The organism is Buchnera aphidicola (Periphyllus testudinaceus) (assembly GCF_964059035.1).
Taxonomy (GTDB): Bacteria; Pseudomonadota; Gammaproteobacteria; order Enterobacterales; family Enterobacteriaceae; genus Buchnera_J; species Buchnera_J aphidicola_BN.
On sequence record NZ_OZ060380.1, the window covers coordinates 71,459 to 96,961 of the forward strand.

The window sequence follows — 25,503 nt, forward strand, 5'->3', positions numbered from 1 at the left end:
TTTTACACATAAATTATCTTTTATATTTTTTTAATTGAAATATATTTCTTTCGAAATATATTTCAATATTTTTTTTTATTTTTTTAGTATATAAATAATTAAAATAATTAAATTTTTAAAATAAATTATATTTTTTTATATTTTTTTTTGTTATTTCTATATTTTTTTTATTTAATTCATTTTTTATAATTTTTTTTAATTTTTGAGATGGTTGAGTCATAGGAAGTCTTAATGTATTAAATTTTATTAGGCCTATTTTTTTTGCCGCCCATTTAATAGGAATTGGATTAGATTCTAAAAATAAAATATTATGAAGTTTTATTAATTTTTTATTTATTTTTCTTGCTTTTGAGAATTTTTTTTTAGATACAAATGCACATATTTTAGATATTTCTTTTGCGGCTATATTTGAAGTTACTGAGATAATTCCATCTCCTCCTAATTGCATAAAATCTAATGCTGTTGAATCATCTCCGCTAATTATAAAAAATTTTTTTTTAACTAAATTTCTAATTTTATTTACTCGAGATAAGTCTCCACTTGCTTCTTTTATTCCAATAATGTTTTTAAATTTAGACAATCTATAAATAGTTTTTGGAAGTAAATCACATCCTGTTCTAGAAGGAACATTATATAGAATTTGAGGTAAAGAAGTACTTTTAGAAATTTTTTTAAAGTGTTGATATAATCCTTCTTGTGAAGGTTTGTTATAGTATGGAGTAACGCTTAAACATGCGGAAACTCCACTTTTTTCAAATTTTTTTGTTAATAAAATTGCTTCTTCTGTGGAATTTGCTCCAGTTCCAGCGATAATTGGTATTCTTTTTTTTGAAATTTTAACAGTTAATAAAACAAGTTTTACGTGTTCTTTTTTTGTTAATGTAGAAGATTCTCCAGTAGTTCCAACAGAAACAATAGCTTTTGTTTTATTATTAATATGATAATTAATAAGGTTTTTTAAGCTATCTAAGCAAATTTTTCCTGTTTCATCCATAGGAGTAATTAAGGCAACCATATTTCCTTTAAACATTTTTTTATTTTTCCATAATAAGTTTTTTTGATGTATATTTTAATATAGAAAATTTATAAAAAATATTTGTAATTTAATAAAAAAATTTTTTATTTTATAAAGAATATAATTTTACTATTAATTATTAATTTCATTAAAAAATTATTGTATTTTTTTTTATTTTTAAAATTTTTTGTATGAAATTTTATATAATAAAGATTGTATGAAATATTTTATAAAAATCTTTAGATTTTAGAGATAATTTATAAAAATATTTATTTTTTTAAACATTGAGCTTTAAATCTAAGAATATGATCCATTATTACTATCGCAATCATAGATTCAGTAATTGGGATAGCTCTTAGACCTACGCATGGATCATGTCTTCCTTTAGTAATTATTGTAACAGGTTCATTTTTTTTATTTATTCCTTGAGCTGGTATTCGTATACTTGAAGTAGGTTTAAAAGCACTTTTAATTATTATATTTTGTCCATTACTTATTCCTCCAATAATTCCTCCATCTCTATTGCTTAAATAACCTTTTGGATGCATTTCATCTCTATGTTTGCTTCCAAGTTTTTTAACAACAGAAAATCCATCTCCTATTTCTACTCCTTTAACTGCATTTATACCCATTATGGCATGTGCTATTTCTGCATCTAATTTATCAAATACAGGTTCTCCTAATCCTATTGGAACATTTTTTATTATTGTTGTAACTTCTGCTCCTATAGAATCTCCATTTTTTTTTATTTGTCTAATTAATTTATCTATTTTTTTAATTTTTTTTGGATCTGGACAAAAAAAATCATTTTTTTCTATTTCTTTAAAAGATTTTAATTTACATTTGATATTTCCAATTTGAGAGAGATATCCTTGTATAAGGATACCATAATTTTCTTTTAAATATTTCTTAGCTATTGCTCCTGCAGCAACTCTCATAGCTGTTTCTCGTGCAGATGCTCTTCCGCCTCCTCTATAATCTCTAATCCCATATTTTTTTTGGTAAGTATAGTCTGCATGACCTGGTCTAAATATATTTTTAATATTTTTATAATCTTCTGATCTTTGATCTGTATTTTTTATGATTAACCCAATACTTGTTCCAGTGGTTTTATTTTTAAATACTCCAGAAAGAATTTTAACTTTATCAAGTTCTCGACGTTGTGTTGTATATTTAGATTTTCCAGGTCTTCTTCTATCTAATTCTTTTTGTATATCTGATGTATGAATCTTTAATCCAGGAGGCGTTCCATCTATAATACATCCTATAAAACTTCCGTGAGATTCACCAAATGTTGTTACTGTAAAGATTTTTCCTATTGAATTTCCTGACATTATATTTCTCCTTTTATATATTTTTATATTTTTAAGAAAATTTGAAAATATATATTCTATACGTTAATATTATATAAAATAATTTTTAAAAATTTAAAAAATTATTAATTATTTTAAAAAAAAATTAAAAATTTTTTTTATTTAATTATAAAAAGTTAATTTTTAAAAAATTTTTTAAATTTTTAATAAAATTAATAATTTTTTAAGATTTTTTTCAATTATATAAATTAATTTTATTTTTGGTAATAAATAATGAATATAAAAAAAAAAATAAATGAAAAAAACAAATTAATTTTTAAAAAATGGTTAAATGGAACAAAAAAAATTGTTCAAGATACTGTTTATCATATGAAGAATAATAACTCATATTTTTTTTCTTGTAATAAAAAAAAAATATATCAAGAAAATTTACATAGTTATTATTTTTCATATTCTAATATAAAATCTCAATTTAATAATAATTCATTATATTATATTAGATATGATAGTGAAATTAATAGATTAAAAAAATTAAAAAAAGGATATTATAGTCCTAAAGTTTTTTTAGATGTTCATGGTTTTACTCAATATCAAACTAAAATAGAGTTAGGAAAATTAATGTATTTTTGTATAAAAAAAAAAATTAATTGTTTAAATATTATGCATGGGTATGGAAAAAATATATTAAGACAACAAATTCCAGTATGGTTATCAAGACATCCAAATGTTGTTGCTTTTAATAGATCTCCTAAATCTTTTGGAGATAATGCTTCTATTTTAGTATTAATAGATTTTTAAAATATTTTAATTAAAGTAATATAAATTTTTTAAATTTTTATTAAATTTTCAATATTTTTAATGTAAATTTATTTATTTAAGTTTTTTAAAATTATAAATCTTATAATTTTAAAGGAAATATATTTTAAATATTTAAATTAAAGTATATATAATATATTATTTTTAATTTTTTTTTAAAATTTTTCATATATTTACTTTTAAAGTAATAATTTAAAAAATATATTTTTTGAAGGGTATAATTTTCTTAAAAATAATTATTTTTTAAAATATATAATAAAAAAATAAAAAAATTATTTTTATATTTATTTTTTAAATAATATATTTTTTATTATTTTTTTATAAATTTTTTATAAAAAATAAAATAATTTATATAGTATTTTTTATATTTTTATAGATAGAAAATTAATTTGGCATATTTTTAAAATTTAAAATAAATTGTTAAAAAAAATTACATTAATTTATTATAAAATATAATTTTTTTTAAAAAATTAAATAATTTTTTTATTATTTATATTTAAAAAATAAAAATAATATATTTATAAAAATTTTATATATTTAATATAAAAGGTATTTTTAAATGAGTGTGGTAATTATAGATTCTGGTTTTTTTAATTTATCATCTATTTATTTTTCTGTAAAAAGATTAGGATATAATCCTATTGTAAGTTTTGATAAAAATATAATAAAAAATTCTACAAAATTAATTTTTCCTGCTTTTGGGAATTCATATTCAGTTATGAAATATTTATATAAAATGAATTTAGTTAAAATAATAAAAAATTATAAAAAACCAATTTTAGGAATTTGTTCAGGAATGCATGTATTTTTTAATTCTAGAGAAGAAAATAAAAATATTTCAATGTTAGACATTTTTCATAAGGAATATTTATATAAGATTAAAGCAAAAAAGTTTCCTATTTTTCATACTGGATGGAATAAAGTATATTTCAAACAAAAAAATCTTTTATTTAAAAATATTAATAATGGAGATTGGTTTTATTTTATTCATAGTTATATTGCTTTAATAAGTTCAGTAACAATTGCTAAAACATGTTATGAATCTTTTTTTAGTTCAGCAGTTCAGAAAAAAAATTTTTTTGGTGTACAATTTCATCCGGAGCTATCTGGAAATTCTGGAATGATAGTATTAAAAAATTTTTTAGAAATATAATATTACTTATTTATTTTTTAAAAAATTAAAATTTTTGAAATGAATAAAAAACATAAAAAAATAAAAAAATTTAATAATATAAAGAAATTATTTAAAATTTTTAATTTTATTTTTAAATTTTTATAAAAAATTTTTAAAAATTTTTTAATAAAAAATACATAAATTTTTATAATTAATTTTAAAAAATATGATATTAATTTATAATAAAAAATATAAAATTATATTTTATTTTTTTTAAAAAAATGTTTTATATACTAATTATATTTATTATATAAAATAACATTATATTTTATAAAAATTTTTAAAAAATATATTTTAGATATTTATTAAATATAATTTTATTAATTTTTAATAAAAAATAAAATAATACATATAAAATTTTAAAAAAAACATTATTTTATAAATAAAATTAAAAAATATTTTTAATAGTATATAAAAATATAAAATTTTTTTTAAACAAATAAATTTATTACATATAATATTATGAAAGAAATATAAAATTATTTTAAAAAAAATATTATAAAAAATGTATTTATTATATTAAAGGTTTTTAAATGTTATCAAAAAGAATAATTACGTGTTTAGATGTAAAAAATGGTTTTGTAATTAATGGAATAACATTCGAAGATTATAAAATAGTTGGAAATATATTATCTTTAGTTAAAAAATATATTCAAGATGGCTCTGATGAATTATTTTTTTATGATTATTTGTCTTTAATTCAAAAAAAAAATATTAATACATATTGGATTTCTAGAATTTCTGAAATAATTAATATTCCTTTATGCTTTTCAGGAAGAATAAAAAATTTTAAAGAAGTAAAGGATGTATTAAATAATGGAGCACATAAAATATCTATTAATTTTAATTCGATAGAAAATCCTTATTTAATTAGTGATATTGCAGATAAATTTGGTATTCAATCTGTAGTAGTTAGTATTAATTCTTATTACAGTATAAAAAAAAAAAAATATTTTATATATCAATATAATAAAAATAAAAATTTTTTTAAAAAAAAAAATATCGAAACTTATAAATGGATAGAATATATTCAAAAATTAGGAGCAGGAGAGATTATTTTAAATTCTATTAATAAAAATAATAAATTAAATAATGAATATGATATTAAACAATTAAGAAGTATTAGAAAAATTTGTAAAATTCCATTAATAACGTTTGGAAACCCAAATAGTATTAATAATTTTTATGATGTTTTTAGATTTTCTGATATAGATGGAGTGATAATTTCTTCTATTTTTCATGAAAATATTGTGAGTATTAAAAATTTAAAAGATTTTTTATTCATAAAAAATATAGATGTTCGAAGGTAGAAATTATAAGATTGTTTATAAATTTTTAATATTATAAAAAAATATTTAAATTTTTTATGTTTTTTATATATTTTATAAAACATTCTTTATATATTTTTTATAAAATATTTTTTTTTAAATTTTAAAATAAATAATTATTTTATATTTTTTGTTAAAAAATATAAGAAAATTATTTATTTTATTATTTTTTAAATAATTTATTAACGTACAACATTTATAAAGATAATATTTTTTTAAGATTTTTTTATTTTTTAAAATGTTAAATATTTTTTAAATAACAAAATTTTATATATAAATTTTAGATTAAATATTATTAATAATTATATTTTAATATTGTAAAATAAATGATATAGATTATTTATTTTAAATAAAAAATTAAAGTTTTTAAATGGTATTTTTTATATTTTTTTATTTTTAAAAAAATATTATTTAGAAAATAAAGGAGAAATTTAGTGATATTAAATAAAATTGGTGTAGTTGGAATGGCTGTAATGGGAAGAAATTTGGCATTAAATATAGAAAGTAAAAATTATACTGTATCAATTTTTAATCGATCTTCAGAAAAAACAAAAGAAGTAATATTAAATAATCCAAAAAAAAAATTGTTTCCATTTTTTAAATTAAAAGATTTTATTTTATCTTTAAAAAAACCTAGAGTTATTTTATTAATGGTTAAATCTGGAAATCCTACCGATCAAATGATTAATTCAATTATTCCTTATTTAGATAAAGAAGATATTATTATAGATGGGGGAAATAGTTTTTTTAAGGATACTATAAAAAGAAGTTTGAAATTATTTAAAAAAAAAATTAATTTTATTGGAGCTGGTATATCAGGTGGTGAAGAAGGCGCTTTAAATGGTCCCGCTATTATGCCTGGTGGGCAAAAAATTGCATATAAAAAAGTGTCTTCTTTATTAAATAAAATATCTGCTAAAACAAAAAATAATAAATCATGTGTTCATTATATTGGAACTGATGGGTCAGGACATTATGTAAAAATGGTTCATAATGGAATTGAATATGGAGATATGCAATTAATTTCTGAAGCTTATTTTATATTAAAAAAAACATTAAATTTAAGTAATAAAGAATTATCTTGTATTTTTTCAGAATGGAATAAAGGAGAACTAAAAAGTTATTTAATAGAAATTACAAAAAATATTTTTTTAAAAAAAGATTCTTATGGAAATTATTTAATTGATGTGATTTTAGATAAAGCAAGTAATAAGGGAACAGGAACATGGACAAGTCAAAGTGCATTAGAATTAAATGAACCATTATCTTTAATTACACAATCTGTTTTTTTTAGATATTTATCTTTTTTAAAAGATCAAAGAGTGTTAGCTTCTACTTTTTTAAAAGGTCCTAAAATTAATAATGTAAATTCTAATAAAGAAAAATTTATTGAAAATGTTCGTAGATCTTTATATTTAGGAAAAATTATTTCTTATGCTCAAGGTTTTTCACAATTAAATACTGCTTCTAGAGTTTATAATTGGGATTTAAATTATTCTAATATTGCAAAAATTTTTAGAGCAGGTTGTATTATTAGAGCTAATTTTTTAACAGAAATTATTAATTCATATAAAAAAAATAATAATTTAGTAAATTTATTATTAACTCCATATTTTATAAATATTTCTAATAAATATCAGAAATCTTTAAGAAAGATTGTTTCTTATTCTGTATTAAATGGTATACCGACTCCGGCTTTTTCTGCTTCTATATCTTATTATGATACATATAGATCATCTTTTCTTCCATCTAATTTAATACAAGCTCAAAGAGATTATTTTGGAGCTCATACTTATTTAAGAAAAGATAAAGAAGGTGTTTTTCATACAGATTGGTTAAAAAAATAAATAATTTTTTATATTTTTTAATTTTTTTATAAAACTAAAAAACTTTCTTAGAAAAATTTATATTTTATTTTATCTAAGAAGGTTCTTTAAAATATATTAAAAATTAATTTTTTATTTTTTATATAATTTTTTTATTTGTTTAGATTTCCAAATATTGTTGAAAATTTTTATTATTGCTTGAACAAATGCTTTTGTTAAATCTTTATTGAGATTTGTTTCATAAAATTTTTTATTTTTGTATTTCATTAAAATTTTTATTTTTGTGAAATAATTTTTTCCTTTTCTTACAGAATTTATTTGAAAGTTTTTTAATAAGACATTAATTTTAGTAATTTTTTTTAGAGCTTTATAAATTCCATTAATTTGTCCATTTTTTGTTTTTATTTTTATTTTTTTTATTTTTTTTCCAAAATAAAGTTTTATAAAAATTTTTGTTTTTTTGGAAACAGTAGAAGAGATTTTTAAATTTTTTAATTTAAAATATTTATTTTTTTTATTATTTTTTTTAATAAATGCTAATTCTTCTAAATCATAATCAAAAATTTGTCCTTTTTTGTCAGCTAATTTTAAAAATTTTTTATATAATTTTTTAAGATTATAATTTTTTTCTGAATATCCAATTTCTTTCATTCTTTGTTTTACTGCTGCTCTTCCAGAACGTGAAGTTAAATTTAATTGAATTTTTTTTAAACCGATATCTTGTGGAGACATTATTTCATAGTTTTTTCTATTTTTTATAACTCCATCTTGATGAATTCCAGATGAATGAGAAAAAGAATTTTTTCCTATTATGGATTTATTGAGTGGTATAGAAATATTACAAATTTTACTGATTATTTTACTAGTATGATAAATTTTTTTATGTTTTATATTAGTAAAACAATTTAATAATTTTTTTCTAGTTTTTATAATCATTATAATTTCTTCAAGAGCTGCATTTCCTGCTCTTTCACCTATTCCTGTAATTGTTCCTTCAATTTGACGAGCTCCAGATTGTATTGCAGAAATAGAATTTCCCACTGCCATTCCTAAATCGTTGTGACAATGAACCGAAATAATAGCTTGATCAATGTTTGGAACTCTGTTATAAAGATTTGAAATTATTTGTGAAAATTCATTTGGAAGTGTATATCCTACAGTATCTGGAATATTAATAGTTTTTACTCCATTTTTAATTAGTATTTCTACAATTTTACATAATTCATCAATATTAGTTCTTCCAGCATCTTCACATGAAAATTCTATATCGTCTGTATATTTTTTAGCAATTTTAATAGATTTTATAGCCATATCTTGAATTTCTTCAAAATTTTTTTTTAATTTAGATTCTATATGTAGTTTTGAAGTTCCTACAAATAAATGAATTCTGAAGTGTTCTAATTTTGACATTGCTTTTGCTGCTACTTGAATATCTTTTTTAACACATCGAGCTAAACTGCATATTGTACTGTATTTAATATTTTTGCAAATTTCTTGAACTGATTTAAAATCTCCAGGAGAAGAAATAGGAAAACCAGCTTCAATAATATCTATTTTCATTGCATCTAAAGCTAATGCAATTTTTATTTTGTCTTTTATTTGTAAACTAGATTGTAATGATTGTTCTCCATCTCGGAGAGTAGTATCAAATATAATAATTTTTTCTTTCATAGATTATCTTATATAAGTTTTATATTTTTGTAATATTAAAAAGAAAATTTTCAATTTTTTTAAAATTATTTTTTTAAAAATTAATAATTATAATTTTTTAAATAAAATTAAGAAAATAATTTTCTATTTTCTAAAAATTTTGGAATGTTTTTTTTTTCATGATAAATAATTTTTTTTATATAATTTAATGTTAAATCAATAGCATCTAATCCATTTAATAATTTTTTTTTATAAGATTTATTAATCGAAAATTTATATATTTTATTTTTGAATATAATTTTTTGTTTAATTAAATTGATAATACATTTTTTATTTTTATTTTTTTGAATATAAGATATTATTTTTTGTATATTTTTTTCTTTTAATTTTATTAATAAAAGATTATTATTTACACTATTATTATAAAAAATATCTGAAAATTTAGATGAAATAATTACTTTAAATCCATAATCCATTAATGCCCATACTGCATGTTCTCTAGATGATCCGCATCCAAAATTTTTTCCTGTAATTAATATACTTGAATTTTTATATTCTTTATGATTTAAAATAAAATTTTTATTAATTATAAGTTCTTTTTTATTTAAAAATCTCCAATTATGAAATAAGTGTTTTCCGTATCCAATTTTAGTAGTATTTTTTAAAAATTGTTTAGGTATGATAATATCAGTATCAATATTAATAATATTAATAGGAACTATTTTTCCTAAATGTATTTTAAATTTTTTCATTTAATTAAATTCTCTTTGTATAATTTTCTGACGTCTATAAAATAACCATATATAGCAGCTGCAGCAGCCATTATTGGACTAACTAAATGTGTTCTTCCGCCTCTTCCTTGTCTTCCTTCAAAGTTTCTATTACTTGTAGAAGCGCATCTTTCTTTATTTTTTAATCGATCATTATTCATACCTAAACACATAGAGCATCCAGAATATCTCCATTCAAATCCTGATTTTATAAATATTTTATTTAATCCTTCTTTTTCGGCTTGTATTTTTACTGAATTTGAACCTGGAACAATTATGGCTTGAACATTTTTATGAACTTTTTTACCATTAATTATTTTTGATACTTCTCTTAGATCTTCTATTCTTGAATTAGTGCATGATCCTATAAATACTTTATTTATTATAAGTTTTTTTAAATAAGTATTAGGTTTTATTCCCATATATGAAAAAGATTTTTTAGCAGATATTTTTTTGTTTTTATTTTTAAAATCTGTTATTTTTGGTGTTTTTTTATTTATAGAGATAATTTGATCTAAATTTGTTCCCCAAGTTATTTGAGGAGTTAAGTGAGTAATATTAAGAGAAATTTTTTTATCAAAATAAGCATTTTTATCAGATTTTAATTTTTTCCATAATTTTATAGATTCTTTCCAATCTTTTTTTTTAGGAGAAAATGTAGTTTTTTTTAAATAATTAAAAGTAGTTTGATCTGGAGCTATAATTCCAGATTTTGCTCCCATTTCTATTGCCATATTGCATATTGTCATTCTTTCTTCCATGCTACATTTTTTTATTACATCTCCTGTAAATTCAATAACATATCCTGATCCTCCAGAAGATCCTATTTTTTTAATTATGTAAAGTATAATGTCTTTTGCAGAGATTCCTTTTTTAATATTTCCGTTAATATTAATATTCATATTTTTAAATTTTTTTTGTGGAATTGTTTGAGTAGCAAATACGTGTTCTACTTCTGAAGTACCAATTCCAAAAGATAATGCTCCAAAAGCTCCATTAGTAGATGTATGAGAATCGCCACATACAACAGTCATTCCAGGTAAAATCATTCCTTGTTCTGGAGCTACTACATGAATAATTCCTTGTTTCACATGTGAAATATCATATAATGGAATATTTTCATTTTTGCAGTTTTTAATTAATTTCTGCATTTGAATTTTAGCCATTTTTCCAGAATCTGAAATTTTTCTTTTTATAGTTGAAACATTATGATCCATTGTAGCAAATGTTTTGTCGGGTCTTCTAATAGTTCGATTTTTTATTTTTATTTCATGAAATGCTTGCGGAGAAGTAACTTCGTGAATAAGATGTAAATCAATATATATAATAGGGTTATTTTCAGTAGAATTTATTAGATGAAGATCGTATATTTTTTGATATAAAGTTTTTTGCATTTTTTAATAATCCTGAATTATCGATTTAATAATTTCATTCCCCATTTGTTCAGTTGTTATAAATTTTTTTTTATCAGAAATGTCATATGTTTGAAAACCTTTTAACAAAGTTTTTTGTACTGAATAATTTATTAAATTTGATAAATTGTTCATATTAAAACTATGTTTTAATAGCATGGATAAAGATAGTATTTGAGCAATAGGATTAGCAATATTTTTTCCTTGAATATCAGGAGCAGATCCTCCAGCAGGTTCATATAATCCAAAACCTTTTTCATTTAAACTTGCAGAAGGTAACATTCCAATAGATCCCGTTAAGATTCCACATTCATCTGATATAATATCTCCTATAAGATTTGGACATAGAATTACATCAAATTTACTTGGATTTTTTATAATCTGCATTACTGCATTGTCAAAATATAAATGAGATAATTTTACTTTAGGGTATTTTTTTGAAATTTTATCAACAGTTTTTCTCCATAATTTAGATGTTTGGAGAACATTAGATTTATCTATAGATGTTACTTTAAAATTTCTATTACTTGCTTCTTGAAATGCAATTTTAGCTATTCTTTTTATTTCATATTTATTATAAATTGTTGTGTCTATTGCATAATGTTGATTTTTTTTTTTTATTTCTTTAGAAGGTTTTCCAAAATATATTCCTCCTGTTAATTCGCGTACACATAAAATATCAAATCCTTTTTTTACTATTTTTTTTTTTAAAGGAGATAGATAATTTAGTTTGTTTAATAATAAAGAGGGTCTTAAATTGACAAAAAAATTAAAATATTTTCTTATGTATAATAAAGAAGAAACTTCTGGTCTATTTTTTGGAGATAAAGAATTCCATTTTGGACCACCTATGGATCCTAATAAAATTGCATCAGATTTTTTACATCCTTTTAGTGTTTTTTTTGGTAGCGCTGTTCCATGTTTATCAATTGCAATTCCTCCGATATCATATTCTTGAGTTTCAATCATTAAATTAAATTTTTTTTTTAAAATTTTAATTATTTTGCAAGCTTCATTCATAACTTCTGGACCAATTCCATCACCCGGTAAAATAGCTATTTTATATCTTTTTTTCATTTTTTTAAGTTTTTTTATTAAAATATGATTGATCATACCACATAAATAAAGAGTTTTAAACTTTTCAAAAGTACTAGTTTTTTTTAAAATATATATATATAATTAAAAAAAAAATAAAAAAAACAATTAAATTTATTTTAAAAAAATAGATAAAATGTTATAATAATAAGGAATTTTTTATAAAAAATTATTTTTAAAATAATTTAATAAAAATTATTTAAATAATTTATGAGACAAAATATATGAGACTATGTGATAGTGATATTGAAAAATATATTTTAGAAAAAAAAATAATAATAAAACCGATACCTAATATTAAAAAAATTAATGGATTAACTATAGATATACATTTAAGTAATAAATTTAGAGTATTTAAGAATTTTCAAAATAATGTTATTGATTTAAGAAAATCATCAAAAGTTATTAAATTAGGATTAAAAAAAAATATTAGTGATGAATTAATTATAAGTAAAGAAAAATCATTTATTTTAAAACCTAAAGATTTTATTTTATCAATGACTTTAGAAAAAATTTCTATTCCAAATAATTTAGTTGGATGGTTAGATGGTCGATCTTCTTTAGCAAGATTAGGATTAATGATACATATGACTTCACATAGAATTGATCCAGGATGGAATGGAAATATTGTATTAGAAATTTTTAATGCAGGAAAATCAATTTTAGCTTTAAGTCCAGGAATGGCTATAGCTGCTTTAAGTTTTGAAAAGTTATCTGGAACTTCTAAAAGACCATATAATTTTAAAAATAACTCAAAATATTTCAATCAATCAAGTATTTTATCTAGTTTAATATATAAAGATGAAGTATCTAAATAATTTTTTTAAGTAATATGTTTTTTTTAAATGCATATTTTTAAAGAATTAGACATATATTTAATAAATTAAAATTAATTAAAATGAAAATAATATATGATAAAAAAAAAAATGTTAGTTACTTGTGCTTTACCGTATGCAAATGGTCCTATACATATAGGTCATTTATTAGAACATATTCAAGCTGATATATGGGTTAGATATCACAAAATGAGGAAAAGAGAAGTATTTTTTATTTGTGCAGATGATGCTCATGGAACTCCAATTATGTTAAAATCTAAAGAAATGAAAATTAATCCAAAAATATTAATAAAAAATATTTTTAAAAAGCATATTTCAGATTTTTTAAATTTTAATATTTCTTATGATAATTATGGTAGTACAGATAGTAAAGAAAATTTTTATTTTTCTAATAAAATATTTTTGTTTTTAAAAAAAAAAAAATATATTTCTGAAAAAAAAATTTTACAGTTATATGATTTAAAAAAAAAAATGTTTCTTCCTGATAGACTAGTAAAAGGAAATTGTCCAAAATGTAATAAAAAAAATCAATATGGTGATCATTGCGAAAATTGTGGATGTGTTTATGATGCTTCAGATTTGTTACATCCTAGATCAGAAATATCTGGAAGTATTCCTGTTTTAAAAAAATCAATTCATTTATTTTTTGATTTACCTGTATTTGAAAAAAAAATACGACGTTGGTTAAATTGTGGAGTATTACAAAAAAAAGTTAAAAATAAAATTAAAGAATGGTTTGTAAAAGGATTAAAAAAATGGGATATCTCAAGAGATGCTCCTTATTTTGGTTTTAAAATACCTGGTTATAAAGAAAAATATTTTTATGTTTGGTTAGATGCTCCTATATGCTATATTAGTACTTTTAAAAATTTGTGTAAAAAAAATAAAAATATTGTTTTTAATGAATTTTGGAAAAATAGTAATGATACAGATTTATATCATTTTATAGGAAAAGATATAATTTATTTTCATAGTATATTTTGGCCTGCGATATTAGAAGGTATAAATTTTAGAAAACCAACAAAAATTTTTACACATGGATATGTTACTTTAAATAATAAAAAAATGTCTAAATCAAAAAATAAATTAATAAAAGCAAAAACTTTTTTAAAATATTTTGATTCTGATAGTTTAAGGTATTATTTTGCATCTAAATCGTCGTCATCAATAGATGATATTGAATTTAATATAATAGAATTTATTAATCTTATTAATTCAAATATAGTAAACAAAATTGTAAATCTTGCTTCTAGATGTGCAAGTTTTATTAATATTAATTTTAATGGAAAATTAAGTAAATTTATATTAGAAAAAAAATTATATAATTTATTTTTATATAAAACAAAAAAAATTATGTTTTTATTTGAAAAAAGAGAGTTTTCTTCTATTATTCGAATTGTTACAAAATATTCTGATATAGCAAATAATTATATTACTAAAAAACATCCTTGGAAAATTTCTAAAAAAGATAAATATAATAAAAAAATACAATTAATTTGTACAATGGGTATTAATTTATTTCGTTTTTTGATTACATGGTTGAAACCTATTATGCCAGATTTAATTTGTAGAGTTGAATCTTTTTTAATGAGTAAAATATCTTTTAAAGTATGCAAAACACCTTTATTAAATCATAAAATTTCTATATTTGTTCATTTATATAAAAGAATTTCAAGTTCTTTAATTCATGCTTTTTAGAATTTTTAGTATATTTTTATTTATTCCATATGACAGAAATTTTTTTTTCTTTAATATTATATTTTTTTTTTGTAACTATAATTCCAATTATAGATATTAATTTATTATTATAAAATAAAAGTGGAATTTTTTTTCTTTTCCAAGGAGGTATTTTAAATTCATTAAAGATTTTTTTAATTTTTTTTTTAGTTTTATTTTGATGAGTTTGAATTTTTTTATTAGTTTGAAATTTAATTATTATTAATTGATTTTTTTTTGGTTTTTTTATATATAGTTTATTTTTTGAATATTTTTTTTTTATCATTTTTAAATATCCAAAATTTTTTGGAAGGATTAATTTTTTAAATGGAGGATGCCAAAATATAATATAATTTTTTATTGTTGGTTTTTTTTTTATCCAAAATAAATGATTTTGATATTTCCAAATTTCATATTTTTTTAAAACAATTTTAGGATTTTTTTTTTTTTTATTATTAATTACATTTTTTATAATATTTTTTAAAAAAATTAATGATGGTAATTTTTTTTTTTGTATATTTATCCATTTTCTAATTATAAAATATTGCATTTTTATATTTAATTTTTTTATATTTTTTAAATATAATGCTTTTTTTTTATATAAATTTTTTTTTATAATTGGATGTATAAAATTGTTTAAAAGTTTGTGTTCATTATGAATTAATTGAGTTGTTCTTAAACAATTTTTTGGAAAAAATTTCCATCTTTTTTTAATAATAGGCATTATTTTATGTCGAATAAAATTTCTATCATAAGATAAGTTGTTGTTGCTATGATCATTTATCCATTTTAATTTTTTTTTTTTTGCCCATTTTTCAATTTTTGATCTAGAAAATTCTAATAATGGTCTTATCAAAATATTTTTAAAAAATTTTTTTTTATAAGAAATGCTAGATAACCCTTTTGGTCCGCTTCCTCTTTTTATAGATAGTATTAAAGTTTCGCATTGATCATCTAAATTATGTCCTGTTAACAAAATTTCTTCTGATAATAAATTTTTTTTAAATATTTGATATCTTTTTTTTCGTGCTTGAGACTCTATATTTTTTTTTTTTAAAAAAATTTTTTCTTCGATAAATTTAATTTTATTTTTTATACAAATTTTTTTACAATGTTTGCTCCATTTTTTTGATTCTTTATATATTTGATGATTTATATGTATTGCTCTGATTTTTATATTTTTTTTTTTTTTAATTTCTAATAATTTATATAAAAGTACTGTAGAATCAATTCCTCCACTATATGCAACTAAAAATTTTTTATATTTTGATATTTTTTTTTTAAAGTTTATCATATTATATTAATTATTTTATATTTTTATTTAAATTAAAATATATTTTTTTGTTATTAAAAAATAAATAATACGTTCGAGTGGACTTGAACCACTGACTTCTACCATGTCATAGTAGCGCTCTACCAACTGAGCTACGAACGTTTTTTATAATTTTTCTTTTTATTTTAAATAAAAAATTTTTATTTGTAAATACAAAACTTTTTATATATTTTTTTTTTATATATTAATTATTTTTTATTATTTTTTTAAAAAAATACGAGGTTAAATAATGTTTACAGGTATTATAAAAGGAGTAGCTACTGTTTTATCTATTAATAAAAAAAGTTCTAAATATTATAAATGTTATTTTTTTATGCCTAATTTTTTTTTAAAAGGAATTCATATAGGAGATTCAATATCTAATAATGGTTGTTGTTTAACTATAATAAAAATTTTTAAAAATATAGCTAAATTTCATATTATTAATGAAACTTATAAAAAAACTAATTTAAAATTTTTAAAAAAAAATGATTTAGTAAACGTTGAAAGAGCTGCTAGATTTAATGATGAAATTGGAGGTCATATTGTTTCTGGCCACATTATTACTACTGCTAAAATTATTAAAATTTTTAAATCTAAAAAATATTTAAAATTTTTATTAAAATTAAATAATAAATTTATAAAATATATTTTTTACAAAGGTTTTATTTGTTTGGATGGTGTAAGTTTAACTGTCGGAAAGATTGTAAAAAATTGTTTTTATGTTCGTATCATTCCTGAAACATTTTTAAGAACTAATTTTATGTTTAGAAAAGTGAACGATTTTATAAATATTGAAATTGATTCTATGACTCAAATTATAGTTGATACTTGTAAAAGTTTTTTTAAAAAAAAACATAATTTTTTAAATTTTCATAATTAATAATTATTTAACTTAAAAATTTTTATATTTATAATATATAGTATAAAAAAAATTTTAGTAATATAAAAATGAATAGAACAAATATACAAAAAATTTTATTTTTATTGAAAAAAAAATATAAAAAAAAAAAAAGAACGACGTTATTATATTCTTCTGCTTTTGAATGTTTAATATCTGTTATTTTATCTGCTCAATCACAGGATATTATTGTAAATAAATCTACTAAAAATTTATTTTTAGTTGCTAATAACCCGAAAAAAATGATTTTATTAGGAGAAAAAAAAATACGATATTATATAAAAAATATAGGATTATATAAAAAAAAAGCAAAAAATATTTTTCAAACTTGTATTCTTCTTTTGAATACATATAAAGGTTTAGTTCCTTCATCTAGAAAAGAATTAGAAAAGTTGCCTGGTGTAGGAAGAAAAACTTCTAATGTAGTGTTAAATCTTATTTTTAATAAGAAAACTATTGCAGTAGATACTCATGTATTTAGAATATGTAATAGATTAGGTTTAGCAATTGGAAATACTCCAATAAAAGTTGAATCAATTTTATTAAAAATTATACCTAATAATATGAAATTATATATTCATAGTTGGTTGTTATTTCATGGGAGAAATGTTTGCCAAGCAAAAAATATTCAATGTAATATTTGTATATTATATAAATTATGTAAGTATAATAATAAATTAAAATTTTAAAAAAATTTTTTGTATTATAGTATATTTTATATTTATTTTTTATAGAAAATAGGATTTATATGTTAAAAATAAAATTTCTTGATCAGTTAAAAAAACGTAAATTAATATCTCAAATTACTAATGATATTAAAGTTAATGTTTTATTAGAAAAAAAAAATATTTCTATATATTGTGGTTTTGATCCTACTGCAGATAGTTTACATGTTGGTCATATTCTTCCTTTATTATTTTTAAAAAGATTTCAATTAAAAGGACATACTCCTATTGTATTGATTGGCGGAGCAACTAGTTTAATTGGAGATCCTAGTTTTAAATTAGAAGAAAGAAAATTATGTAATTTTGTTGATACATCTTCTTGGATTGAGAATATTAAAAGTCAAATTTCATTGTTTTTAGATTTTTCAGATATATCAAATAAAGCAATTATTTTAAATAATTACGATTGGTTTAAAAAATTAAATATAATTAGTTTTTTAAGAAAAATCGGAAAAAATTTTTCCGTTAAACAAATGATTAATAAAGAATCCGTTAAACAAAGAATTGATAGGGATAATAAAGGTATTTCGTTTACTGAATTTTCTTATAGTTTATTACAAGCTTATGATTTTTCTATTTTATATAAAAATTATAATACTATGCTTCAAATAGGTGGATCTGATCAATGGGGTAATATTACTTCTGGTATTCATTTAACTCATTCTTTGTACAATTCTGAAGTTTTTGGGTTAACTTTGCCTCTTTTAACAACTTCTACAGGTGAAAAATTTGGAAAAAGTGGATTAAAAACAATATGGTTAGATTCAAAGAAAACTACTCCATATGAATTTTATCAATTTTGGTTAAATACTACAGATAAAAATATATATAATTATTTAAAATATTTTACTTTTTTAAGTATAGATAAAATTCAGAAAATGAAAAAAAAAGATAAAAAAGAAAATACTTATATTAAATCAAAAAAAATTCTTGCAAAAAATGTTACTTGTTTAATACATGGAAAAAAAAAATATAAAATTTCTAAAAAAATTTCTAATATTTTTTTTTCTAAAAAATTAAATATGTTAAAATTAAAAAATTTAAAAAAATTAAAAAAATATAATGCTCCTCATATTTGTTTAAAAAATAAAATATATAATTTGAAGGAAGTTTTATATTTAACTAATTTAGCGACTTCATATAGACATGCAAGAGATTTAATTAGTTCAAATTCAATTTCCATTAATTATAAAAAAGAGAAAAATATAAATTACATTTTTTCAGATTTGGATAAATTATTTAAAAAATATACATTACTTAAAAAAGGAAAAAAAACATTTTTTCTTATAATATGGAAATAAAATGTTTTTAAAATTTATAAAAAATTTATTAAAAAATATTTTTAATTTGAAAACTTTCTCCACAACCGCATGTATTTTTTATATTTTTATGAAAAAATTTAAAAATATTTTTGAATTTTTCTTGAATAAAATCTATTTTTATTCCATCAATAAATTTTATTTCATTTTTTGAAACTATAATATTTATATTTTTTTTAAAAAAAATTATGTCTTTTTCTTTAATTTTGTTATATTTTTTTAAAAAATATTTAAATCCTGCGCATCCTGTTTTTTTTATATTTATTTTAATATTAATTTTTTTATTTGAATTAAATTCTGAATTAATTTTTTTAAGTGCATTTTTTGTGATATATATACCTTTTAATTTTTTTATATTTGATTTAAATAGATAATTTTTCATAATAACATTTTTCTCTAATTTATAATATTTATTATAATTTTTTTAGAAAATAAAAAAAATTTTTTTTACAAAATTTTATTATAGTTATAAAATTTTATGATTAATAGAATTTTTTTACTTATATATTATACTATATTATAATATTTTTTAAATAAAATTTAGTTTTTTTAAAAGTATAAAAAATAATTAAGGTATAATTTTATGAAAAATCCAAAAGATAGTATGGATTTATCACAGATTATTGTTTTAACAATTTCGATTTCATCTATTATTTTAGCAAGTTTTTATATTATATGTCCTTTTTTTAAAAGTTTATTTTGGGCTAGCATGATAGTTATTTCTACTTGGCCTTTAATGTTAAAATTAGAACATTTTTTAGGAGGAAGAAGGCATTTATCTGTTTTTTTTATAATGATATTTTTATTATTGTTATTTTTTATTCCAGTATTTCTTTTTATAAATAGTTTAATTGAAAATAGTATTTTATTTATTAATTGGATTGCAACTGAAGATCATAAAATTTTTAATTTAAATTATTTAAATTCTATACCTATTTTTGGTTCAAGATTTGAATCTGGATACAATAATTTGTTAAATATCAAAAAAAATAATATATTTCATTATTTTCAACCTTATATTTATCAATTTATTAAATTTTTAATTTTTCAAATAAAAGTTTTAACTAAATCTTTGATTGATTTGTTTTTTGTTTTTTTCTTTAGTTATTTATTATATTGGAAAGGTGAAAGTATAAATTCTATTATTTATGATGTGTCTTATCGTTTGAATTCAAAATCTATTCATGAAATATTATTAATTATAGGAAAAGCTATTCGTTCAGTTGCTTTAGGTGTAGTTGTTACTGCTTTTTTTCAAGGAATTTTAGCTGGTTTAGGTTTATTTATAATAGGCCTTCCATATTCTATTTTTTTAATTATTTTAATAATATTTTTGTCATTGATTCAAATAGGATCTCTTCCTATTTTAATTCCAATTGTTTTTTGGTTATTTTGGAAGAAATATTTCTTTTATGCAACATTTCTTTTATTGTGGAGTTTTTTTCTTTCTATATTAGATAATGTTTTAAGATGTTTATTTATTAAAATTGGAATTAATTTACCTTCTTTTTTAATTATATCAGGTGTTATAGGTGGTTTTATATCATTTGGAATGATAGGATTATTTATTGGCCCTGTTATTTTAGATATTACTTATAGAATTATTTTATCTTGGATGAAAGAAAAATCGGAAAAAAACGTATATAATATAAAAAAAATTAAAAAATTAATTATAAAAAATAAATAACAAATTTTTTTAAATTTTTAATTTTATTAAAAATTTTAAATAAAATATTTTTATAAAAAATATGAAATTTTTTTATAAATATAAATTTTTTATATTTTAATAAATTATAATATTAGTAATTTTTTATTATTTTATAAAAAAATTTTTGATAAAAAAGTTCTAAATTTTAGAAATAGATTATAAAAAATTGAATATAAATTTAAAAAAAAATGTTATTAGTTCTTTTAATATTATAATTTTATAGAGAAATATATGAAAAAAACAGATGAATTGAGAACATTAAGAATAGATCCTTTAATTACTCCAGCAAAGTTATCAGAATGTTTTCCTGTTACTTCTGAAATTATTGATAATGTAATTAATACTAGAAAAAGAATTTCAAATATTATGTCAGGAAAAGATTCACGATTATTAGTAATTATTGGCCCATGTTCTATACATGATCCAATTGCAGCTTTAGATTATGCAAATCGTTTAAATTATTTAAGAAAAAAATATAAATCTTCTCTAGAAATTATAATGAGAACATATTTTGAAAAACCTAGAACAGTTATTGGGTGGAAAGGTTTAATATCTGATCCTGATATTGATAATACTTTTCAAGTAAATAAAGGATTGTCGATTGCAAGGAAATTTTTATTAGATATTAATAAAATAGGATTACCTGCTGCAACTGAATTTTTAGATATGGTAATTGGACAATTTATAAATGATTTAATTAGTTGGGGAGCTATTGGAGCAAGGACTACAGAAAGCCAAATTCATCGTGAAATGGCATCAGCTTTATCTTGCCCTGTGGGTTTTAAAAATGGTACAGATGGAAATACATCAATTGCAATAGATGCAATAAGAGCTTCAAGAGTACAACATGTTTTTTTAGCACCTGATAAAAATGGTAAAATGACTATAAATCATACAAGCGGAAATTCTTTATCTCATATAATTATGAGAGGTGGATCTAAACCAAATTATCATAAAAAAGATATTGATAAAGCTATTTTAAATTTAAAAAAATTTAATTTACCAGAAAAATTAATGGTTGATTTTAGTCATGGAAATTCTTTAAAACAGCATAAATTACAATTTAATGTATGTAAATCTGTTTGTAAGAAAATAGTTAATGGATCAAATAATATTTTTGGTGTGATGATAGAAAGTTTTTTAGAAGAAGGTTCTCAACAAATTTCTAAAAAATATAAAATGAAATATGGGCAATCTATTACTGATTCTTGTTTAAATTGGGAAGATAGTGTTTTAATGATTAAAAATTTATCTGAAGCTATTTGTCATAGGAATTAATTTTTTAAAAAATAAATTATTTTTTTAATATTTTTTTATTTTTTAGTATATAAAAATTATTTTTATATTTTTTCTTATTTCTAGGTTAAGGATATTAGATGCCTGTTATTACATTTTCTGATGGTAGCAAAAAACAATATAAAAAATCTATTTCTATCAGAAAAGTTGCTAAAGATTTTAAAAATATTTATAAAAATTCTTATATTGCAGGATTTTTAAATAAAAAAATAGTAGATTGGAATACATTAATTGAAAAAGATTCAAATTTATTTTTTATTAAAAAAACAGATGAGTCTGCGTTAAGAATAATTAGAAATACATGTCTTCATTTGTTAGGTTATACTCTTAAATCTTTATGGCCAAAAATTAAATTATGTAAATCTTTTGTAAATAAATCTCAATTTTATTATGAATTTTATAAAAAAAATCCTATAACTAAGAAAGAAATATGTTTAATTGAAAAAAAAATGCGTTCTTTAGTTAAAAGAAATTATTATATATTTAGAAAAAAAATGGATTATAAAAATTTTAAAAAAATTTTAATAAATTTAAAAGAAACATATAAAATTAAAATTTTAAAATCAAATTTTTCATGTGATAGTAATATTTATTTTTATTCTCATGAAGATAATATTGATTTTTTGACTGGTATACAAGCACCTAAAGTTAATTTTTGTAAATATTTTAAATTACAAAAATTATCTGGAGTATATTGGAAATCAAATAAAAATAATATTATGATACAAAGAATTTCAGGTACTGCTTGGGAAAATAAGTTTCAATTAGAAAATTTTTTAAAGATTTTAAAAGATAAAAAAGAAATTGATCATAGAAAAGTTAATAAACAATTAAATTTATTTCATTTACAGAAAGATGTTCCAGGAATGGTGTTTTGGCATTATAATGGATGGTTTATATTTAAAAAATTAAAAGAGTTTATTAGAAAAAAGTTAATAAAATATAAATATCAAGAAGTTAAAACTCCATCTTTAATGAATAAATTAATATGGAAAAAAAGTGGTCATTTAGAAAATTATAAAAATTTTATGTTTTCTACATTTTCTGAAAATAAAGAATATTGTATTAAACCAATGAATTGTCCTGGACATATACAAATTTTTAATAATTCTTTAAAATCTTATCGTGATTTACCGATTCGATTATCTGAATTTGGAAGTTGTCATAGAAATGAATCTTCAGGTTCTTTGCATGGTTTAATGAGATTAAGGCACTTTACACAAGATGATGCTCATATTTTTTGTACAAAATCACAATTAGAAAATGAAATTGAAAATTGTATAAAAATGATTTATGAAATATATAATAATTTTTCATTTAAAAAAATTTCTGTAAAATTATCTACTCGCCCAAAGAAAAGAATTGGTAATAATTTAGTATGGGATTATACTGAATCAGTTTTATTACATGTTTTACAAAAAAACGATATAAAATTCATAATTCAAAAAGGAGAAGGTGCATTTTATGGACCAAAAATAGAATTTGTATTAAGAGATTGTTTTAATAGAAATTGGCAATGTGGAACGATTCAATTAGATTTTTATTTATCAGAAAGATTAGGATCTTTTTATATTAATAAAAATAATAAAAAAAAATTTCCAGTATTAATTCACAGAGCGATTTTAGGTTCTATTGAACGATTTATTGGAATTCTTATTGAGGAATATAAAGGTTATCTTCCTATTTGGTTAATTCCTGTTCAAGTAAAAATTATTAATGTATCTGAAAAAAATATTAAATATTGTCAATCTGTTGAGAATTTTTTAAAAAATAAAAATATAAGAACTGAAATGGATTTACGTAATAAAAGTTTGAGTTTGAAAATTAGAGAAAGTATTTTATCAAAAATTCCTTATATATTAATTTGTGGAGATAAAGAATTTCAAAATAATACTGTTTCTATTAGACATTTTTCTGGAAAAGTTTTTAATAATGTAAATTTATTAGAATTTTTAGAGAAAATTTTTAAATAAAATTATTTATTTATTTTTTATATGGAGGAAATAAATATTAAAGGCTGGAAAAGAGCGCAAATGAATAGAATTCATAGAATAAATAATGAAATTCGAGCTTTAAAAGTACGTTTAACTGGCTTAAAAAATGAAAAATTAGGAATTGTAAGCCTTTCAGATGCTTTAATTCAATCAGAAATGGTAGGAGCAGATTTAGTAGAAATTAGTCCTAATGCAGAACCTCCAGTATGTAAAATAATGAATTATGGAAAATTTATTTACAATAAAACAAAGGAATTAAAAGAACAAAAAAAGAAACAAAAAGTAGTACAAATTAAAGAAATTAAATTTAGACCTAGTACAGATGAAGGCGATTATCAAGTAAAATTAAGAAATTTAATTCGTTTTTTAAAAGATGGTAATAAAGTTAAAATTACTCTTCGTTATAGAGGAAGAGAAATGGCTCATCAAAAAATAGGAGTAAATGTTTTAAATAGGGTAAAAAAAGATCTAAGTAATATTTCTTTAGTTGAATTTTTTCCTTCAAGAATTGAAGGAAGGCAAATGGTTATGATTTTATCTCCTAAAAAAATATAATTTAAAAAATACAATCTATTTTTTAAAATGTTAGAATTTTTTGGAATATATAATGAATAAATTAAAAACTTTAAAAAGTGCTTCTAAGCGTTTTAAAAAAACAGCATCTGGAAAATTTAAAAGAAAGCAAGCAAATTTAAGACATATTCTTACTAAAAAAACAAGTTCTAGAAAGAGACATTTAAGATCAAAAAAAATTGTTTCTCATTCAAATATAAAAGAAGTAAGATCTTTTTTTCCATATATTTAAAATAGTATTTTTATTCAGTTTTTAAAATTAAATGAGGATTAAAAATGGCTCGAGTAAAAAGAGGAGTTTGTTCTCGTGCTCGTCATAAAAAAATTTTAAAGAAAGCAAAGGGATATTATGGAGCGAGATCGAGAGTATATCGAGTTGCTATTCAAGCTGTGTTAAAAGCAGGTCAATATGCATATAGAGATAGACGTCAAAAAAAAAGAAATTTTAGAAATTTATGGATTACGCGTATTAATGCTGCAGTTAGGAAAAATGATTTATCTTATAGTTGTTTTATGCATGGTTTAAAAAAAGCGAATATTCATATTAATCGAAAAATTCTTTCTGAAATTTCTATTTATGATCAAATTTCTTTTTCAAAATTAGTAAAAGAATCTCGTTTACATTTAAGTAAATAAAAAAATGTTATCAATAAATATTTTTTTATAGTTTTAGACGTTAATTTATTTTTTTATAAATAAAAAAATAATATTTTTTTAAATTACA

General features: G+C 19.2%; 23 protein-coding genes and 1 tRNA gene. 15 read left to right on the plus strand and 9 right to left on the minus strand.

Annotated features, from left to right (window positions below):
• Positions 1–115: 115 nt before the first annotated feature.
• Positions 116–1,030 (minus strand): 4-hydroxy-tetrahydrodipicolinate synthase, encoded by a 915-nt coding sequence (gene dapA / locus AB4W45_RS00360; RefSeq protein WP_367671327.1) that lies wholly within the window; start codon positions 1,028–1,030, stop codon positions 116–118.
• Positions 1,031–1,284: 254 nt separating this feature from the next.
• Positions 1,285–2,349 carry a chorismate synthase gene (gene aroC / locus AB4W45_RS00365; protein ID WP_367671328.1) on the minus strand — a complete coding sequence of 355 codons (1,065 nt, stop codon included), beginning with the start codon at positions 2,347–2,349 and terminating at the stop codon, positions 1,285–1,287.
• Between the two features lie 252 nt (positions 2,350–2,601).
• Here aroC and smrB point away from each other — a divergent pair, with 252 nt between their 5' ends.
• The 4 genes from smrB (at position 2,602) to gndA (ending at position 7,493) form a co-directional block, all read left to right on the plus strand.
• A complete protein-coding gene (smrB, locus tag AB4W45_RS00370; protein ID WP_367671329.1) occupies positions 2,602–3,126 on the plus strand; it encodes an endonuclease SmrB in 525 nt (174 codons plus the stop codon).
• A 577-nt stretch (positions 3,127–3,703) separates the two neighbouring features.
• Entirely contained in the window at positions 3,704–4,297 is a 594-nt protein-coding gene (gene hisH, locus AB4W45_RS00375; protein ID WP_367671330.1) for an imidazole glycerol phosphate synthase subunit HisH, read from the plus strand.
• A 554-nt stretch (positions 4,298–4,851) separates the two neighbouring features.
• Positions 4,852–5,628, plus strand: a complete 777-nt coding sequence (hisF, locus tag AB4W45_RS00380; RefSeq protein WP_367671331.1) for an imidazole glycerol phosphate synthase subunit HisF — start codon at positions 4,852–4,854, stop codon at positions 5,626–5,628.
• Between the two features lie 452 nt (positions 5,629–6,080).
• A complete protein-coding gene (gene gndA, locus AB4W45_RS00385) occupies positions 6,081–7,493 on the plus strand; it encodes an NADP-dependent phosphogluconate dehydrogenase (protein WP_367671332.1) in 1,413 nt (470 codons plus the stop codon).
• 111 nt (positions 7,494–7,604) lie between these two features.
• Here the strand turns inward: gndA and leuA are convergent, their stop codons facing one another.
• From leuA to leuB, 4 genes are all read right to left on the minus strand, one after another.
• Positions 7,605–9,143: a 2-isopropylmalate synthase gene (gene leuA / locus AB4W45_RS00390; protein ID WP_367671334.1), complete on the minus strand. Its 1,539-nt coding sequence runs from the start codon at positions 9,141–9,143 to the stop codon at positions 7,605–7,607.
• Positions 9,144–9,250: 107 nt separating this feature from the next.
• Positions 9,251–9,874 carry a 3-isopropylmalate dehydratase small subunit gene (gene leuD, locus AB4W45_RS00395; RefSeq protein ID WP_367671336.1) on the minus strand — a complete coding sequence of 208 codons (624 nt, stop codon included), beginning with the start codon at positions 9,872–9,874 and terminating at the stop codon, positions 9,251–9,253.
• The gene (leuC, locus tag AB4W45_RS00400) at positions 9,871–11,286 is read right to left on the minus strand and encodes a 3-isopropylmalate dehydratase large subunit (protein WP_367671338.1); all 1,416 of its coding nucleotides are present in this window, start codon (positions 11,284–11,286) and stop codon (positions 9,871–9,873) included. Before leuC ends, leuD begins: the two co-directional genes overlap by 4 nt.
• Positions 11,287–11,289: 3 nt before the next feature.
• Positions 11,290–12,381, minus strand: a complete 1,092-nt coding sequence (leuB, locus tag AB4W45_RS00405; protein WP_367671502.1) for a 3-isopropylmalate dehydrogenase — start codon at positions 12,379–12,381, stop codon at positions 11,290–11,292.
• Between the two features lie 242 nt (positions 12,382–12,623).
• Here leuB and dcd point away from each other — a divergent pair, with 242 nt between their 5' ends.
• Together dcd and metG are read left to right on the plus strand one after the other, a co-directional pair.
• A complete protein-coding gene (gene dcd / locus AB4W45_RS00410; protein WP_367671339.1) occupies positions 12,624–13,217 on the plus strand; it encodes a dCTP deaminase in 594 nt (197 codons plus the stop codon).
• A gap of 93 nt (positions 13,218–13,310) precedes the next feature.
• On the plus strand, positions 13,311–14,933 hold the full coding sequence (gene metG / locus AB4W45_RS00415) for a methionine--tRNA ligase (protein WP_367671341.1): 1,623 nt from the start codon (positions 13,311–13,313) through the stop codon (positions 14,931–14,933).
• A gap of 16 nt (positions 14,934–14,949) precedes the next feature.
• On the opposite strand, the gene tilS is transcribed toward metG, so the two are convergent.
• Together tilS and AB4W45_RS00425 are read right to left on the minus strand one after the other, a co-directional pair.
• Entirely contained in the window at positions 14,950–16,245 is a 1,296-nt protein-coding gene (gene tilS, locus AB4W45_RS00420; protein WP_367671343.1) for a tRNA lysidine(34) synthetase TilS, read from the minus strand.
• A gap of 68 nt (positions 16,246–16,313) precedes the next feature.
• Positions 16,314–16,386 (minus strand) — tRNA-Val (locus tag AB4W45_RS00425).
• A 127-nt stretch (positions 16,387–16,513) separates the two neighbouring features.
• On the opposite strand from AB4W45_RS00425, the gene AB4W45_RS00430 reads away from it, so the two are divergent.
• The 3 genes from AB4W45_RS00430 (at position 16,514) to tyrS (ending at position 19,190) form a co-directional block, all read left to right on the plus strand.
• Positions 16,514–17,146, plus strand: a complete 633-nt coding sequence (locus tag AB4W45_RS00430) for a riboflavin synthase subunit alpha (protein ID WP_367671345.1) — start codon at positions 16,514–16,516, stop codon at positions 17,144–17,146.
• Positions 17,147–17,214: 68 nt separating this feature from the next.
• A complete protein-coding gene (gene nth, locus AB4W45_RS00435; protein ID WP_367671347.1) occupies positions 17,215–17,853 on the plus strand; it encodes an endonuclease III in 639 nt (212 codons plus the stop codon).
• A 59-nt stretch (positions 17,854–17,912) separates the two neighbouring features.
• Positions 17,913–19,190, plus strand: a complete 1,278-nt coding sequence (tyrS, locus tag AB4W45_RS00440) for a tyrosine--tRNA ligase (RefSeq protein WP_367671348.1) — start codon at positions 17,913–17,915, stop codon at positions 19,188–19,190.
• 28 nt (positions 19,191–19,218) lie between these two features.
• Here the strand turns inward: tyrS and AB4W45_RS00445 are convergent, their stop codons facing one another.
• Positions 19,219–19,590: a HesB/IscA family protein gene (locus tag AB4W45_RS00445; protein ID WP_367671349.1), complete on the minus strand. Its 372-nt coding sequence runs from the start codon at positions 19,588–19,590 to the stop codon at positions 19,219–19,221.
• 201 nt (positions 19,591–19,791) lie between these two features.
• Here AB4W45_RS00445 and ydiK point away from each other — a divergent pair, with 201 nt between their 5' ends.
• From ydiK to rplT, 6 genes are all read left to right on the plus strand, one after another.
• A complete protein-coding gene (gene ydiK / locus AB4W45_RS00450; RefSeq protein ID WP_367671351.1) occupies positions 19,792–20,895 on the plus strand; it encodes an AI-2E family transporter YdiK in 1,104 nt (367 codons plus the stop codon).
• Positions 20,896–21,147: 252 nt separating this feature from the next.
• Positions 21,148–22,194 (plus strand): 3-deoxy-7-phosphoheptulonate synthase, encoded by a 1,047-nt coding sequence (locus AB4W45_RS00455; RefSeq protein WP_367671352.1) that lies wholly within the window; start codon positions 21,148–21,150, stop codon positions 22,192–22,194.
• A gap of 98 nt (positions 22,195–22,292) precedes the next feature.
• Complete coding sequence (gene thrS, locus AB4W45_RS00460; RefSeq protein ID WP_367671353.1) at positions 22,293–24,185, plus strand: threonine--tRNA ligase; 1,893 nt, start codon at positions 22,293–22,295, stop codon at positions 24,183–24,185.
• A gap of 36 nt (positions 24,186–24,221) precedes the next feature.
• On the plus strand, positions 24,222–24,761 hold the full coding sequence (gene infC / locus AB4W45_RS00465) for a translation initiation factor IF-3 (RefSeq protein ID WP_367671503.1): 540 nt from the start codon (positions 24,222–24,224) through the stop codon (positions 24,759–24,761).
• A gap of 52 nt (positions 24,762–24,813) precedes the next feature.
• Positions 24,814–25,011: a 50S ribosomal protein L35 gene (rpmI, locus tag AB4W45_RS00470; protein ID WP_367671355.1), complete on the plus strand. Its 198-nt coding sequence runs from the start codon at positions 24,814–24,816 to the stop codon at positions 25,009–25,011.
• 44 nt (positions 25,012–25,055) lie between these two features.
• Complete coding sequence (rplT, locus tag AB4W45_RS00475; protein ID WP_367671357.1) at positions 25,056–25,415, plus strand: 50S ribosomal protein L20; 360 nt, start codon at positions 25,056–25,058, stop codon at positions 25,413–25,415.
• Positions 25,416–25,503: the final 88 nt, after the last annotated feature.